Annotated in this window: 12 protein-coding genes; 9 read left to right on the top strand and 3 right to left on the bottom strand. The window is 49.2% G+C overall.

Annotation, left to right across the window (positions count from 1 at the left end; all coding sequences use genetic code 11):
- Positions 1-168 precede the first annotated feature (168 nt).
- The 4 genes from ACJJIC_RS07480 to ACJJIC_RS07495 are packed head-to-tail and all read left to right on the top strand — an operon-like array spanning position 169 to position 6,176.
- Positions 169-2,034: an IucA/IucC family protein gene (locus tag ACJJIC_RS07480; protein WP_444910351.1), complete on the top strand. Its 1,866-nt coding sequence runs from the start codon at positions 169-171 to the stop codon at positions 2,032-2,034.
- A 34-nt stretch (positions 2,035-2,068) separates the two neighbouring features.
- Entirely contained in the window at positions 2,069-3,049 is a 981-nt protein-coding gene (locus ACJJIC_RS07485; RefSeq protein ID WP_444910350.1) for a GNAT family N-acetyltransferase, read from the top strand.
- Positions 3,046-4,860: an IucA/IucC family protein gene (locus ACJJIC_RS07490; RefSeq protein WP_444910349.1), complete on the top strand. Its 1,815-nt coding sequence runs from the start codon at positions 3,046-3,048 to the stop codon at positions 4,858-4,860. The genes ACJJIC_RS07485 and ACJJIC_RS07490 overlap by 4 nt, the downstream gene beginning before the upstream one ends.
- Positions 4,861-4,862: 2 nt before the next feature.
- Positions 4,863-6,176, top strand: coding sequence for a lysine N(6)-hydroxylase/L-ornithine N(5)-oxygenase family protein (locus ACJJIC_RS07495; protein WP_444910348.1), 1,314 nt, complete (start codon positions 4,863-4,865; stop codon positions 6,174-6,176).
- A 104-nt stretch (positions 6,177-6,280) separates the two neighbouring features.
- Here the strand turns inward: ACJJIC_RS07495 and ACJJIC_RS07500 are convergent, their stop codons facing one another.
- Positions 6,281-7,219 carry a hypothetical protein gene (locus ACJJIC_RS07500; RefSeq protein WP_444910347.1) on the bottom strand — a complete coding sequence of 313 codons (939 nt, stop codon included), beginning with the start codon at positions 7,217-7,219 and terminating at the stop codon, positions 6,281-6,283.
- 621 nt (positions 7,220-7,840) lie between these two features.
- Here ACJJIC_RS07500 and ACJJIC_RS07505 point away from each other — a divergent pair.
- The 5 genes from ACJJIC_RS07505 (at position 7,841) to ACJJIC_RS07525 (ending at position 13,495) form a co-directional block, all read left to right on the top strand.
- Entirely contained in the window at positions 7,841-8,566 is a 726-nt protein-coding gene (locus ACJJIC_RS07505) for a hypothetical protein (RefSeq protein WP_252083096.1), read from the top strand.
- 311 nt (positions 8,567-8,877) lie between these two features.
- Positions 8,878-9,993, top strand: coding sequence for a phospholipase A (locus ACJJIC_RS07510; protein ID WP_445356701.1), 1,116 nt, complete (start codon positions 8,878-8,880; stop codon positions 9,991-9,993).
- Between the two features lie 33 nt (positions 9,994-10,026).
- A complete protein-coding gene (locus tag ACJJIC_RS07515; RefSeq protein ID WP_445359705.1) occupies positions 10,027-10,431 on the top strand; it encodes an NUDIX hydrolase in 405 nt (134 codons plus the stop codon).
- A gap of 263 nt (positions 10,432-10,694) precedes the next feature.
- Positions 10,695-12,722: an aminotransferase class I/II-fold pyridoxal phosphate-dependent enzyme gene (locus tag ACJJIC_RS07520; protein ID WP_445359706.1), complete on the top strand. Its 2,028-nt coding sequence runs from the start codon at positions 10,695-10,697 to the stop codon at positions 12,720-12,722.
- A gap of 32 nt (positions 12,723-12,754) precedes the next feature.
- Positions 12,755-13,495: an SDR family NAD(P)-dependent oxidoreductase gene (locus tag ACJJIC_RS07525; RefSeq protein WP_445356704.1), complete on the top strand. Its 741-nt coding sequence runs from the start codon at positions 12,755-12,757 to the stop codon at positions 13,493-13,495.
- Positions 13,496-13,499: 4 nt separating this feature from the next.
- Here ACJJIC_RS07525 and ACJJIC_RS07530 read toward each other — a convergent pair whose 3' ends face one another.
- Together ACJJIC_RS07530 and ACJJIC_RS07535 are read right to left on the bottom strand one after the other, a co-directional pair.
- A complete protein-coding gene (locus ACJJIC_RS07530) occupies positions 13,500-15,260 on the bottom strand; it encodes a hemopexin repeat-containing protein (protein WP_445356705.1) in 1,761 nt (586 codons plus the stop codon).
- A 200-nt stretch (positions 15,261-15,460) separates the two neighbouring features.
- The gene (locus ACJJIC_RS07535) at positions 15,461-16,162 is read right to left on the bottom strand and encodes a UTRA domain-containing protein (protein ID WP_252083090.1); all 702 of its coding nucleotides are present in this window, start codon (positions 16,160-16,162) and stop codon (positions 15,461-15,463) included.
- Between the last annotated feature and the right edge of the window lie 12 nt (positions 16,163-16,174).

The following is a 16,174-nucleotide window of genomic DNA, read 5'->3' on the forward strand; positions in this document are numbered from 1 at the left end:
CACAACAAATTCATAAAAAATCACAGGAAAACGCGACCCTTTCCTGTGCAAGAGTTCACAGCCAGATAATTTCTCTGGCAATGGGCTTGAAGTGCGAGAAATTTACCTGCATCATAAGGCTAATGCAAACCATTCTCACTTAGATTTAGCCGATAAAGAATCACCACCATGAATAATCCTCAATCCGATGCAGCCAGCACTGGCGGCGTCGACGGCGATGCTTTTGCTCAAAATCCAGTTATGACCGCCGGGGATACGGAGGTCAATATGGCTGCGGAAAGAATGTCAGCCAACTGCTTCTTCAATGCGCTACTGCGGGAGACAGATAGCGGTATTTGGCACGAACGAGCTGGCGAGCAACTTCCACAAGGGATCAGTGTACCGGCGGTGCATATTCCTCTACCGGCCAGTGGTGCCGAACTCTGGCTGAGTGTCTCCTATCGCAGTGAGTGTGGCAGGCACCAGTTTACCCTGCCGATGATATTGCGTAACGCAGAGGGTGCCAGCAAAACTATTGGGTTTGCCGATGCGGCGCAGCAGGTTGCACAGGAGCCTGCTTTTTTCCCTGGCGCCACAGCAGAATCCAGAGCGCAATTTACTTGCAGGGTCTCGGCCAGCGTGAAAAATATGGCTCAGGCACTGAATGCTCGTCACGCAGATACAGAGAAACTATTTACTCAGCCCCTCACTTTTGTCGAGTCGGAACAGGCACTTTTATGCGGACACTCTATCCATCCGACTCCTAAAAGCCGCGATCCATTTACCGATAAGGATGCCGAATGTTACGCCCCGGAATTTGGCAATAGTTTTGCCCTGATGTGGCTGGGGGTGGACCCACAATATTTGCTTGGAGCCAGTGGGGCGGAAATTAGCGAGGCGCAGTTTGCCGATCTGGTGCGTGCAACGGATGGTGCTCCGGTGGCACCGAAAGGATTTATTGCTATCCCGGCACATCCCTGGCAGTGGCGTCAGCTAGGGCAAGACCCACGTGTGGCCGAATTACTTGAGAGTGGAAAAATTATTGAGTTGGGTGAGGGCAGGGAACCGTGGCGGGCAACCTCTTCACTGCGCGCAATTTACAGCGCTCAAAGCCCTTATATGCTCAAGTTTTCTCTCAGCCTGAGGCTGACTAATTCGGTGCGTACTCTGCAACCAAAAGAAATGGTGCGTGGTCTCGAAGTCTTAAAAGTAAGAGATACGCCTCTGGGGCAGGAGTTTGCCAGCCGCTACCCGCGCTTCCAGGTGTTGGCGGAACCGGCCTACCTGATGCTTGCCGATGGTAGAGGTGAGCAGATTATAGAAAGCCTGGTTATGTTTCGGGAAAATCCTTTCTTGGAAACAGCCGCAAAAAATACCTGCCTGTTGGCAACATTGACTCAGGATCATCCTAATGGTGCTCCCTGCCGGGCTGCGCAATTGGTACAGCGCCTCGCTGGAGAGGAAAATATTTCCATTGAGGCTGCTAGCAAACGCTGGTTTAAGGCTTTTCTCGATGCAGTTATTGAGCCCTTGCTAATTGCCCAAGCCGATTTTGGAATTTTATTTGGCGCCCATCAACAAAATCTGATTTTGAGCTTCGAGGGTGCTCTGCCTGTGGCTGGTTTTTTCAGAGATTGTCAAGGCAGTGGTTATAGTCGCCTGGGCGAGGAATTACTCAAACCTTATCTGCCTAATCTGGCCCAGGACAGTGAGAATGTCATTGACGAAGAAATGGCCAACCGCCTTTTTGTGTATTACCTGATCGTTAATAGCTGTTTTGGTTTGATCTGTGCGCTTTCCGCTGCAGGTTTAATTTCCGAGCAGGAGTTGTTGCGCCAGCTGCGCGAGCGCCTGCAATTGCTGTACGAAGGCCAGCGACGTGACTTTAGCTGTTTGGCGTATTTGCTCAATGCCGATGAAATTTGGGCTAAGGGCAATTTTCAATGTGCGGTGATTGGTATGAATGAAACCACCACCGAAGACCCGCTTTCCATCTATCACACTATGGCGAACCCCCTGCGAAAGGTAGTAGACGCTGAAGTTGCTGAAGCTTGATCACCGTGACGATAAAAATTGAAAGGAAAGAATTATGACCAGCTCAACAGCTGCGCTTGAAATATCTTTTGGGGAACAGGGTCAGCTTCCCGATGGGCGCTCTTGGCAAGTTGCTGTGGGAGGATATCGTTGCCAGTTAAATGGCGATAACTATTTTCAAATTGAATATGTTCCCGGACAGGAAATAGCAATTTTCATCCTGTCGTCTGGTGAAATTTCGTTAGAAGCGTTAGATCTCTGGTTCGACTGGCTTTTTGCGCTGAATCCAGCATTGCAAAATATGGATATTGTCGATGCGGATACTGTGGTAAGCCGAGTTTCCCGCAGCAATTTTTATCAACGTACAGAGCTCTGGTATCGAGGTAACAATGCCGGTGAGTTTCCCTTGCAATGGGTAGAAAATACGCAGGGAGTTCGCCACCCTCTCCGTGCGGAACCACCTAAAGGGGAAGTTTATCACCGTCATTTCCACACACTGGGAATAGATTTCAGTTTACGTCACCTGGATCCAGAGAAAGATTTGGAGCGCTTTACCAACTGGATGAACCAGGAGCGTGTCGCAAAATTTTGGGAAGAAGAAGGTGATAAAGAAAAGCAGAGACAGTTTATTGACTCTGTTATTCAAGATCCCCATAAGCATCCATTGATCGCCTGTATTGATGGTGAGCCCTTTGCCTATTTTGAAATTTATTGGGCGCTTGAAGATCGTATCGCACCTTACTATGACAGCCAGCCCTTTGATCGCGGTGCACATATGTTGGTTGGCGACCAACGCTTCCTGGGAGGCCGTTTTGCTCAGGCTTGGTTTAATGGTGTTACCCATTTTATGTTTCTGGATGACGCTCGCACAGAAACTTTGGTTGGAGAGCCGCGCGCAGATAATCGCGCATTGCTTAAATACATCAACGGCACTTTTGGCTGGAAAAAAGTTAAAGAATTTGATTTCCCCCACAAAAGAGCTGCTTTGATTATGTGCAAGCGAGACGAATTCTTTCAGAGTATGGGGGGAATATGAGCGGCGATAAATATTGGAAGCAGGCGAATAGAAACCTGCTGGTGAAATCGCTGGCTGAGCTTTGTTATGAACAGGCTCTGACGGCAAAGTTAGAAACGGGTGCCCGTTACTTTGTGGAACTTGCTTCTGGTGTTATCTATCGTTTCCAAGCTCAGTTAACTGTGTGGGATTGGTTATTAATTGATGCAGAAAGTATTGAGCGGGAAGGTGATGGGCAAGTAATACCTGCGGATGACGCAGCACAGTTTTTTATTGATGCTGCTCTGGATCTTGAAGCCTCCCCCAGTACTTTGGGCAATTTATTACACGAACTGGCCAATACCCTGGTTGCGGATGTTACTTTGCTGCAAAAGCGTGAATCGCTCACAGCGCATACCCTAGCCACACTAACTGATGAAAAATTGCAGTGCCTACTGGATGGTCATCCTAAGGCTATGGTGAATAAAGGCCGTATCGGTTGGGGCGCACAAGAGTTTAACGCCTTTGGTACAGAGGCCGCTCAGGGGGTCAGGCTGTTATGGCTTGCTGTGCGCCGGGATCTCGCTGTGAGTGGCAATAGCGACCTGTGGGATTGGCCTCAGCTATTGGCAGAAAGCCTGAGTGAATCACAGCTACAACAGCTGGACGATAAATGCCGTGAGAAAGGGGTTAACTGGCAAGAGTTTTTGCCGTTGCCGGTGCATCCATGGCAATGGCAGCATCATATTAGTCAGCATTATGCACAACAGATTTTTAGTGGTGACTTGGTTTTACTCGGTGAGTTTGGCGATGAATATTTGCCGCAGGTTTCACTACGTACCTTGTCCAACTTGAAGCGCCCGCAGGCTCTCCATGTGAAGTTGCCATTAACGATATTGAATACTTCCTGCTACCGTGGAATTCCAGGCAAGTTTATGCGCTGCGGACCGGCGTTATCTGAATGGATGCAGTTACTCTGTGAGCGTGATGAGCAATTACAATCGCGGGGCACCGGTGTTCTTCAAGAAGTAGCTGGCCTGCATGTACCGCACTTACACCAAGAGTCGATAAAGGGCGCGCCCTATCGTTACCGTGAATTACTGGGAGCTACCTGGAGGCAGAGCCCGGCAAGCTTGTGTGCTGAGGGCGAGCGCCATCTTTTAATGGCCGCGTTATTACAGAAAGATAGCAGCGGCAAGTCTGTAATTTCTGCTCTGATTGAAGCCTCCGGCCTTTCAGTAGAAGCCTGGCTTGAGCAGCTATTCGACGCTACGGTGGTACCTCTTTATCACCTGCTTAGCCGTTATGGCATAGGTTTGGTAGCTCACTCGCAAAACCTAACGCTGGTATTGCGCGACAACAAAGTTGTTCGTGTTCTTCTTAAGGATTTCCAGGGAGATCTGCGTCTCGCCCAGGGTGATTTTCCCGATCGTGCGGACCTGCCGGAATCGGCGGCACAAGTTCTCGATCAATTGCCTGCTAATTACATTATTCACGACCTGTTTACCGGTCACTTTGTCACAGTGCTGCGCTATCTGTCCGCCCAATTAATGACAGAGATTGGTCTAGAGGAAAGGAAATTCTACGGAGTTTTAGCCAAGGTCCTACGCCGATATCAAGAATCCGCACAGCGAGATAATGGCGGTATGGCGGAGCGTTTCCAGCAGTTTAATTTGTTCCGTCCCCATATCGAGCGCGTTTGTATTAATCGCGTGCGCCTGCGTCAAGGTTACGATGACAGCGCTGAACGTCCGGTCCCCATTGTCGGTGGAGACCTGACTAATCCCCTTTGGCTCGCAGAGCAAGAGTCACAACAACACCAACCAGCAACCGCTTCCGCTTTAGAGGCATAATCATGAGCAATTTCCTAGATCTCGCCGGTATCGGAGCCGGTCCTTTTAATTTGGCTGTGGCCGCTCTAATGCGGGACACATCTTTGAGCCATCGCTTTTTTGATGCTAAAGCGGAATTCTCTTGGCATCCTGGTTTAATGTTGCCGGGGGCTATGATGCAGACTTCTTACCTGAAAGACCTGGTAACGCCGGTTGATCCAACCAATCCCTGTAGCTTTATGGCGTACCTGGTAGAAAATAAACGTTTCTATGACTTTCTACACGCAGAACAGCGTACCGTAACCCGTCGCGAGTTTGCCGATTACCTGGCGTGGGCTGCCCGTCGCTTGGATTCTATCCAAATGAGCAGCCGTGTACAGAGCGTGGTGGATAATGGGGATTTTTTTGAGTTGGACGTGCACGGCCCCAATGGTCGCGAACAGGTACTCACCAAAAACTTGTGTGTTGCAGCGGGTAAAAAACCAAATATTCCAGAGTGCAGCCGCCCATTCCTGTCTGATAATTGCTTCCACGCGCTGGAAATTGCCCTGCGTAATCCGGATGTAAGTGGTAAGCGCGTCGCCGTGGTCGGTGGCGGCCAGACTGGTGCGGAAGTGGTTATTAATCTTTTGAGTAAACACTGGGGCCGCCCACAGCAGGTAACCTGGGTATCCCGCCGCAGCAATTATTTGCCATTGGATGAGACCCCCTTCACCAATGATTGGTTTACCCCAGAGTATGTCGATGTGTTCCGTCAGTTGAGCCCTCAGCGTCGTGAGGAAGTGGTTGCAGAGCAGAAGCTGGCTTCTGATGGTATATCTCCTGATACCCTCAAGGAACTTTACCAGTTGTTCTACCGTCTTGTGCACCTGGAAAAGGATGCTGAACGAGTAGCATTATTGCCCAATCGCGAACTGGTGGAGATGTCTCACCGCGGTGACTATCAACTGCAGCTGGAAAATCACTTGCTGGGTGAGGCAGATGGTACTGAGTGGGTTAATGCGGATATCGTTATTCTATGCACTGGCCTGTGTGAGGCTCTACCTCCTTGTCTGGCGCCTTTACAAGAGCGCATTGCACGCGATGCAGAGGGTCGCTTGCTGTTGGATGATGCTTTTGCGGCAAGACTCAGCGGCGATGAGAGTGGTCGACGTTTGTATTTCCTTGGTACTGGCCGGACCAGTCATGGTATTGCGGAGCCACAGCTGAGCTTATCGGCCTGGCGTGCGGCACAGGTAGTGAATGATTTACACGGTAATGCGGTCTATGACAATCAGCAAACCGGCAACTTTATGAAATGGATTACCCCGCAAGCCCAGCAGGCAGCTGTTGCTTAAATAGAGGGAGAAATCATGATCGACCTCCAGGTGTCCACCAATAAGGTCGATCATGGATATACAAGTTTTTGCAATCCTATCTATAGCCGAAATGGCTGCCAGCCTTACTTGGTTACGTCAACAAAAATACCCATGTGGTCAGTGACAGCTGCAGCCATATTGACACCGTCAATATTCACTGCAGTACTCTGTGATAGGTAGTCCACATTTACGATATTGATAGTCGCAGTATTGTAAACCGCTACATCATATTTTTTACTGGCAGTACTATTGGTGCCAGAAAAACTGCGTTGATGGGAATCTGAGGGTGTTACCTCGCTTGCAGGGTGTGCGTCGTGAAAGATCGTATTTGTTGCCCGGCTTATTACTGAAGGAGTAAAACTGTTGCTGCCTTGGTTGGTATCTCCCATCACGAGGTCAATTGCACCGTGGCCCTGTTGCAACAGGTATTTTTTAATATTCTGATAAAACAATGTTGCCTGCCCTTCACTCTTGGCAATGCTATTGGGGACATGCACAAATACAGCATTGACATTGCCTGTTTTCACCGCGATCCAGCCCATACCTGACCCCAGGACTTGGTGTTGGGTAGTTTTTGCGGCATGGACACTAAAACTGTTGCAGGCCTTGCCTGTGGAGCTTGATCCCACCAGCGCTCCGGCATGTTGCTGCATGGAGCTCCATTCGCTATTAGCCCCATCCATTTCACCATATACCAATAGATCGCAAGTTTTTCTTAGCGAGCGATAGAGATGTTGGTGAGTCTGTCGCGCCTTGCCCTCAACCATAGTGAGAAATTGGCTGCTGCTGTGTTGGCCCTTGGCCATATAACCCACAGGTGCCTGGGAGACCAGCTGGGCGGGGCCGTAAAGCGGAGTGTGGGGGTCCAGTCCTTTGGCGGTTGGCATTACCAAAAGCCAGGGACTTTGATTGGCGGCTTGGTGGTTATGGGTAACACGAGTGAAATGCTGGCTGTTGGAAGCACCAATATCATGATTGGTACTAGCGTTTGAATTTATGGATTGATAGGCAAAGGTTGGCATGTCGGTTACTCATTTTTATTGAATCTTCCAATGAATCACGAGGTTTAATACCTTTTGTTAATAATAAAAGCCAGATCTTTTTTGCGATTGTGGTCTTTTAGAGCAGGTGCTTGTTACTGCATTTTGGCGTCAATTTTATTTTCCTGACTGTGTTTTTGTAGGGTGATTAAAAGTTTTTATTTGCCCGAATGAATTTTCAGTTGATGCCAGGTGAATTGGTTTTAAATTCCGTGCTGGAGCAATGAATAATTTGCCTTAAAAATAAATGACTTGCGAATTTTTCGATCTGGATTTCACTTTTATTAAGCATTGTGTCTAACCGATAGGTATTATCAAAGATTAACGAGTCGGATTTGTCAGTCGCTGTTTCTTTATTTTTCTCAATAACTAGTCTATGCCGGCATGAAATAGTGCTAGTAAATACTTGCGTTACTTGTTTTGATAGCGATGAGATATATTCATTTTTCTCCTCTTATTTCAGCTCAGAAATCCCCGTACAAGCGCATAAATATATAGTTAATTTTCGCGCCAAAGCCCGGGTGCTCAACCCACCTTGTGCAATACTTTTTGGGTACTGAACCATCGGTCTGGTGCATGCAGTGAGCAGGGAGGAAATCTGTAATGCGTTTGAACTCAACCCTTGCACAAGGGCGTTATCATTACAGCTGTGACGGGCGTGAGATGCCTGTTCAAGATAGCTGGCAGTTGGGCTTTGATGCCCTTGGACGCCGTTCTCTGGTCAGCCAGAGACTGGTGGGTGATCGAGGCTTCGGCATAGAGGTCTTTGCGCTGCTAAATAATGGCTTGGTGAGTGAATGCCAAGTGAATTGGCGCGATGAGGTTGATGAGGTCAGCGCGCATTATCATTTGTGTTTCCCTGAAGGTCAGCCTCCCCGATTAGGAGATGAAATAGAGGCTAACTGGAGTGGCCCTAACGGCCCTCAAGAGTTGCGTTTGGGGGGAGAAAACCGTCTGCTATTCCCTCTAATGCGCGTTTTTATGGGGCCGCTATTGAAAACACTGGTAAAACACCAAGCGGGTTTGGAAGTGGTTTCTCCAGATATTGTCGACCCCTCTCAACGAGGAAAACTATTGGCCCCGAGAGTGAGCCATCGCACGGCGCGAATTATGGCGGGTGATCAGGCTAGTCAGCGCTCTCAGGATCTGGGCCCAGATATCAGCGGTTATATTTATCAGGGGGATGAGGCCGAGCGGGATGCGCACTGTTATGTGGATAACCGCAGCCTGCTAGTCGGTTATGATTGGCCTTCTAGTACCGGGCGTTTGTGGCAGGTTCGCCTCAGAGACCTGGAGTGGTCTCCCAGTCTTACCAGTCTCCTTTTTTAATTAATATCTTGATATTGTGTTCACCGGACTTATGCCCTGTGTGAACACAACTGGTTTTATCAGTCTAGTGAATAATGATGATTATTTGACGCATCATTCACTCTGCCAGAGGCTTATAGCCTTTCCAGCCTGGTAAGAATTCCCTCAAAATATCTTTTCTCCCACATTTTGAACTTTTTGTGTCTGATGCACATCCTAGTCAACCGCCGGTAACAGGACTTTGAGAGAGTGCCGGAGGAATTTATACCGCGGGATTTTTTCAGTACCGCAGTGTAAGATTTCGTCACTTATGTGCTAATGGGGGAGCCATTTTGCCTTTATCCAAAACCAATTCGCGCTGGGGTATGCCGCTGGTGGTCATCTTATTTGTGACTTCACAGTTACCGCTTAATGTCGCCTTGGCAAGTATTGATGGTGAGACCGAAATAGAGCTTAAGGAGTTAGACACAACCCCGGAGCAACAACAAGAGCAGTGCTTGCACGAGCAGCTGCTGATTTCCTCCGCCGATACCACACTGAGGGATATTCGCCTGCTCTGTGCCGATCGGGTGAGAGCCCAGCTTGGTCTGGAGGAGGATTTCTTCGAAGTCGACCCTGTGGTGGAGGAGTACTCTGAGGAATTGCCTACGGATGAGGTCTTACTTGGTGGCCGGGCCCAGGCCATTCGCGATGCCGCCAGCAACCCCTTTACACTTGCCTCCCACAAGACCAACTACATATTGCCATTTACCTATAACCCAACTCCTGAGAAGGGTGGGCTATCGGATTACGAAGGCGAAGGGAAAGACCTTGATAATATCGAGGTGCAATTCCAGTTATCAGTACAAGTACCGGTATGGCGGGGTTTTCTTGGCAGCGCTTCTTTTATGAGCGTGGCTTACACCAACCGGAGTTTTTGGCAAGCCTATAACTCTGATAACTCGGCACCATTTCGTGAGACCAACCACGAGCCAGAGCTGATTCTCACCTGGCTCAATAACTGGAGCCTGTTTGGCTGGCAGAATGTCGCTAACCAGATCGCTTTCAACCACCAGTCCAATGGACGCAGCGAACCCTTCTCCCGCAGTTGGAATCGGGTATACGCCAACTTTATTTTTGAGCGGGATAATTTTTCGATTGGTATAAAGCCCTGGTATCGCCTCAAGGAGGATCGTGAGGATGATGACAATCCGGATATAGAGCATTATTTAGGCCACTTTGAGTTGGGTGGCCGCTACCGCGATGGCGATCACACCATAGCCGTTATGGTGCGCAATAACCTGCGCTCGGAAAATCACGGTGCGTTTGAACTGACCTGGGGTTTTCCCCTGGGTGACCGGGTGGATGGCTACATTCGCTACTTTAATGGTTACGGAGAAAGCCTGATCGACTACGATGAGTCAGTGCAGACTCTTGGCTTCGGCTTCACCCTGGCACAGGGGTTCTAACTCCTATTGGGCAAAGATTCAGGGATGGAATCGATGGGATTTGAAGATAGCTATCGGCTCAGTGCGCATGCGGTGATTACCAATGATTCTGGTGAGGTCCTGCAGCTGATGGCGACCTATGCCAACCGCAGTTGGGGGTTACCCGGTGGTGCACTCGATCCCGGAGAGACCATTCACGAGGCCCTGCGGCGGGAGTGTCATGAAGAGTTAGGGCGTGAAGTGCGTATCGAATACTTGAGCGGCGTCTATTACCATAAGATCTACAACTCTCATGCATTCATATTCCGCGCCCACTTTACCGACAGAAGACATATCACCCTCTCTAGTGAGCACTCAGAGGTAGCTTATTTTCCCCTTGAGCGCCTCTCCGAAGTGCAACGGCAGAGGGTCAGGGACTGCCTCGAATTCGACGGCGTTGTTCGCAGCGCAAAGTTCTAACTTTACCCCCTTCTTTGGCAATAGATCTGGTCGGTCAGCACGCTTTTGGCGATTTTCGCCAAAAGCACTGACATCGCGGAATTCCCCGGTCCGCTCCATTAGTATTTGCGTCCTGGTTTTTTACCCAAGAACTCCAGATTCTCCGCTTTTGCCGGGGGACTAAATAAAAGTTAATAAAATCAAACAGTTGAATAATTAAGGCAGCGGCCCTCAGCAAGTTGCGGGCTATGCTGGTGGATAAGAATATGGGTTTGGAAATGAAGATGCCTGAACTGGGCAACCTGAAGCACAGCGTACAGAAGCTGGAATGCCATGTCGCGCTAGTGAGCGCAGACAGCAAATTAGCGGGAGACTGGGTTAGCGCCCTCAATAACACCGCGACTCTGCATGAAAACCCCTTTGGCCTGGTGTTTGAGGCTGTGTTACCGGCAGATGTGGAACAACTGGCACTGGAGGAGTCTCGTCTTCAGGCGATTATCGTAGATGGTGGCACCGATACACAGGGGTTGGAAGCTGCCGATCTGCTTGCTGACCAGATACATGCACTTCGTTCTCAACTCAATATTTTTTTGGTGGCACAAAGTGATGTCGCCGGTGGTACTCCTCTTGCCGGTAAGAGTGGGGTTAAGTCACTGACCAACCTGCGCCGCCGCTTTGACGAGTTGTTTGATCGCCGAGAGGGCAATTTCAACCATATGTTCCGCCTGGTACAGGCGTTTATTGCCCGCCGCGCCTCCACGCCTTTTGCCGATACCCTGAAGGAATATGTATTCTCCGCACGTGACGCTTGGCATACTCCTGGTCACTCCGGTGGCGACAGCCTGCGCAACAGCCCCTGGGTAGGGGACTTTTACCGCTTTATGGGCGAGCATGTATTCAATACGGATTTGTCTGTTTCCGTACAGATACTCGACAGCCTGCTGGAACCGCACTCGGTAATTCAGGAAGCACAGGATCTTGCCGCCCAGGCGTTTGGTTCGCGCCATACCTTTTTCCTGACCAATGGCACCTCCACTGCCAACAAGGTCGTGATTCAGCAGATACTCGGTGGCGGCGGCAAGATTATTGTCGACCAGGCCTGCCACAAATCGGTTCACCATGCGATAGTGATGAATCGCTGTGAGCCGGTTTATCTGAAGTCGGTACTGCACCCTGAATTCGGCATTTATGGCCCGGTGAAGCGCTCGGATATCGAGACGGCGCTTGATGAACATAGCGATGCGCGCTTATTGGTTATCACTTCCTGCACCTACGATGGTCTGCGCTACGATTTGAAACCTATTATCGATTACGCCCATGAGCGCGGTGTCAAGGTGCTGGTCGATGAGGCTTGGTTTGCCCACGGTTTCTTCCATCCAGAGCTGCGCCCGACCGCGCTCGAGTGTGGCGCCGACTATGTGACCCAGAGTACCCATAAGATGTTGTCGGCTTTCTCCCAGGCCAGCATGATTCATGTGCAGGACCCGGACTTCGACGAATTCCGTTTCCGCGAAAACCTGAACATGCATGCGTCTACCAGCCCGCAATACGCCATGATCGCCAGTCTCGATGTGGCGCGTAAGCAAATGGCGATGGAGGGTTATGGACGTCTTAAGCAGTGTCTGCAGATGGTGGAAACCCTTCGCCGTGCAGTCAATGAAACCGGTGTATTTAGAGCCCTGACCCGCGACGACCTGATTGCTGAGCCTCTAGCGGGTGACAATATCGGCCTGGACCCCACCAAGGTAACCATCGATATTTCCCGTAGCGGCTATTCGGGCAACGAGATGCAGATCAAGCTGTTTGATCAATACGGTATTCAAGTGGAAAAGACCACCTACAATACCATCACAGTACTGGTAACCTTGGGCAGTACTGAGAGTAAATTGTTGCGCTTGATTCATGCACTTAAGCAGCTGGCGGGGAATACTCACAAGCGTATTCATGTCGGTACTCCGCGCCGCCTGCCTGAGTTTACCCGCTTCACCTGTCTGCCGGCGGATGCCTACTTTGCCGATACGGAAGAGTTGCCGTTGATGGACAATGGGGTGGACGCTACACAGAATCTAATTGGTCGCACCAGCGCTGATGAGATAGTACCTTATCCACCGGGTATTCCTGTTCTGGTACCTGGCCAGGAGATTTCTGAGCAGATAGTGCAGTACTTGCAGCAGTTGTTGCAGGGGCAGAATACTACGGAGATTCACGGCCTGATTTTCCGCTCAGATGAGCCTATGCTGCGTGTAGTCAAGGAAGTCGCTGAGAAATCAGAAAACAAAGACAAAAAGTCCGGCGGCAAAAAGGCAAAATAAAGCCACACGAGCTATCCGGCATGGAGGCCGGTATGTTTGATCAACCAAGGATGGTATTACTGGCTGGTGCCTCGGGCGGTTTGGCTCGCGCGATCGGCGCCGAAATCGTTCGGCGCTATCCCGATATTACTTTGGTGACTTTGAGCCGTGGTACAGTAGATCGGGTACCTGGACACGCCGGCGAGCGTCGTCACCTGACAGTCTCTCTCGCGGACGAGCACTCTATCAGGGCTGTCGAGACTTTCCTTTCTGAATTTTCCTCTCCGCCTGACTGGGTAATTAACTGTTGTGGATTGTTGCACGATGAATTCCATGGCCCGGAAAAATCTCTAGCGCAATGTGAGGATGATTGGTTGATGCAGTCTATGCGTATCAACCTCCTTACTCATATGCATCTGGCCCAGGCGCTGGATAGAAAATTACAACGCAAGCAGCCGCTGCTATGGGTATCCCTGTCTGCTAAGGTGGGTAGTATTGGCGATAATGAGTTGGGGGGCTGGTATAGCTATCGTATCAGCAAGGCGTCACTCAATATGTTGGTAAAAAACCTGTCTATTGAATGGGGGCGCCGATTGGAAAACAGTTGTGTGGTAGCAATTCATCCGGGCACTACGGATACAGCACTTTCCAAACCCTTCCAGGGTAATCTGGCGCCGGGAAAATTATACAGCCCGGCACTGAGTGCCGGGCGTATTGTGGATGTACTACAACAACTGGCGCCCGCCGATAGTGGTAATCTGTTTTTTTGGGATGGTAGCCGTTTGCCCTGGTAGTGAATCAGGGGGTCATCAAGCCTGGCCAGGTTTCATTATCTGTTGTTCTCGGATACCCACTGTATGCTTGATCAGATGTGATGGAGTAGCGTATATAGCGCTGGTTTTTGAGGAAAAAATATGCACGAAATGCGTTCCATTGGTGGGCTGCGGTAATCTCCGTAGCATAAGGACCGAGTCCTGGCCAATTGCTGTCATTGATAGGTTGGGGGTAGCCGCTGTCAAGTTGGTCTTCTTCCAGGTCATAGCGTAAATAATTCCCGTCTTTGAGAAAGAAATAAACTTTGCTATTAGGCCATTTCAGGACAGCGCGAATTTTTGTCGCGTAGGTAGCCAAACCAGGCCAAGTATTGTTGTCCACCAATTTGGGATAGCCGGAATCGACCCGATCTTCATTGAGGTCATAGCGCAGGTAACGCCCGTCATTTAAGAAGAAATAGCCTTTGTCACTGTTGGCTTTAAATGCAGCAACAATCAGGTGGGCATAGTCGCCCAAGCCAGGCCATGTACTGTTATTGGTTATGCGTGGATAACCGCTAGAGGCTTTGTCCAGGGTTTTATTGTAGCGTACATATTGATCGTCACCGCGAAAATAGTAAGCATGTGTACTGCCCCAGTCCAGGCCAGCAGTAATTTCCAGGGCCGATTTACGCAAAGCAACAGGGGTATCGTTATGTACGAATACATAGTCCAGGACTCCCTGTGCTTCTGTATAGTCGGTCCAGCTTTGTGAGCTAGCGTCGACGACATCAATGAACTGGTCGTTCTGGTGAATCTCCACGGGTCCGCTATCTGTGGAATACCATTTAATTGTCTTATTGTCAGCAGCCATCATTTTACGTATTCCAGGGCTGCCAATCAGTGGGTTACCATCCAGCTTCCAATTCGTTTGCAGCTCAATATCCATAAAACGCAACACCGTTGGTGCAATGGAGGTTTGGGCAGCATGGCCATAAATTCCATTGAAATCTCCATTGTGGATATCTCCAATAAACTCGCTGTGCTCAGCATTTAACGGCAAATTACTGCCAATAAAAATTGTTTTCTCGCTGGCAGTTTGTGCCCCATGCCCGCAGCCGCGAGAATCACGGCCGTGGTCTGTAGTTACAAGCACTAACCATTCTTCACCTTTTGCAATACGTGTATCTACGGCATCTAACAGAGCGCCCAGCTGAGTGTCGCTTGTGCGAATGCTTTCGTTATAGTGATTGCCAAAACAGGAGCTGTGACCGACACCATCGGGATCATCCAGGTGTAGGAAAAGGAAATCCACATGACCTGAGGCTATTTCCTGCACGCCGCGTGTGGTGACATCCGCATCGGAAAGGCCACTTAAAACTAGGTTAGCCTGTGCCAGGTCGGTAGTAAAAAAGTTGGTATTTATAGGGCTCCAATGGGATATGCTGCCCACCCAAAGGCTATTATCAGCCTCCTTTATCCGTTTGAACAAACTGGGGAATTCTGCATTTGCCAGGCCTGAGTCATTGGACGTGACTTGGTGCTTGTCAACCCAAACTCCTGTAAGGATAGTGGACCAGCCGGGGCCACTTTTAGTGTCCTGTTGACTTTGAGAGCCACTGATACCACCGGTATAAGCCTTGTGTAGAATTAATCGATCATAATTGGGGGTGTCTATATCCTTGAGCTTTTCGTACTGCAGCCCATCAACGCCAATTAGAAGTACCTTTTTATTATTCTGGGCAAAAACGAATTGGTTACTGGAAACAAACGAAATTAACAACAGGCAGGAGATAAGTGTCTTCATATCGAATATCCCGTATTTTCAATGATTTTCTGGTCTAGACCAGTAATGATAGAATAGACGATAGCTATTAAATCCCAATGAAGGGATTTTTACAGCGATACTGCAAAGAAAAGACAGCTATTTAAAAGCTAACAACTAACCAATCTCCCTCATTAAAATTAAAGAGCAAGGAATTTTTTAGGTGCGTTAAAAAATAAGTACTATCTAGTGGCTACTTCCATTTCTATGGCGTGGGGTAGCCAGTATTCAATATTGTAATCAATCAGATATTCAGCAGAATCATAGCGAAGTCTTAAGATTCTCAGGCCTGGAGCACCAGCGTGTATACCCAATGGCTCTGCATATTGCAACTCCAGGTTCGCAACCTGAATATTACAGCGCTCGTGAGTGATATTTACCCTATAATTATCTTGTAATATTTCGGTAATAGATCCGGATAAATCGAAGTCAGATAATTCAGGAAAACACTCTGATGAGAGATAACTCTCTTCTACCATAACTGGCCTTTGGTCCAGGTAGCGGACTCTTCGGATTTCAAAGTACCTGGTACTTTTAGTGGCGTTAAAGGCGGAATAAATATTGTGTCTTACGGTCAGCTTACGGACCCCAAGTACTTTGGTGGTTGCTCTAAAACCCTGTTGTCGGGCCATGGAGTTGAAATTTACCTTTTGTGTCGGGTTCATCACAAATCGATTTGGTGCAACAAACCAGCCTCTGCGATTTTGTCGGTACACCAGTCCCTCACCTTCAAGACGGTTTAAACCATCTCGTAAAGTAATACGTGTGACTTGCAGCTGCTCCGCCAGCTCGCGCTCAGCGGGCAGCTTGTGATTGGCGGCCAGGCGACCATTACCGATCAACAATTGGATATGTGATTTAATTTCTACGTAACTGGAGGACACAGTATTTCTCTT

This window comes from Microbulbifer mixtoriginis (SeqCode), assembly GCF_052468275.1.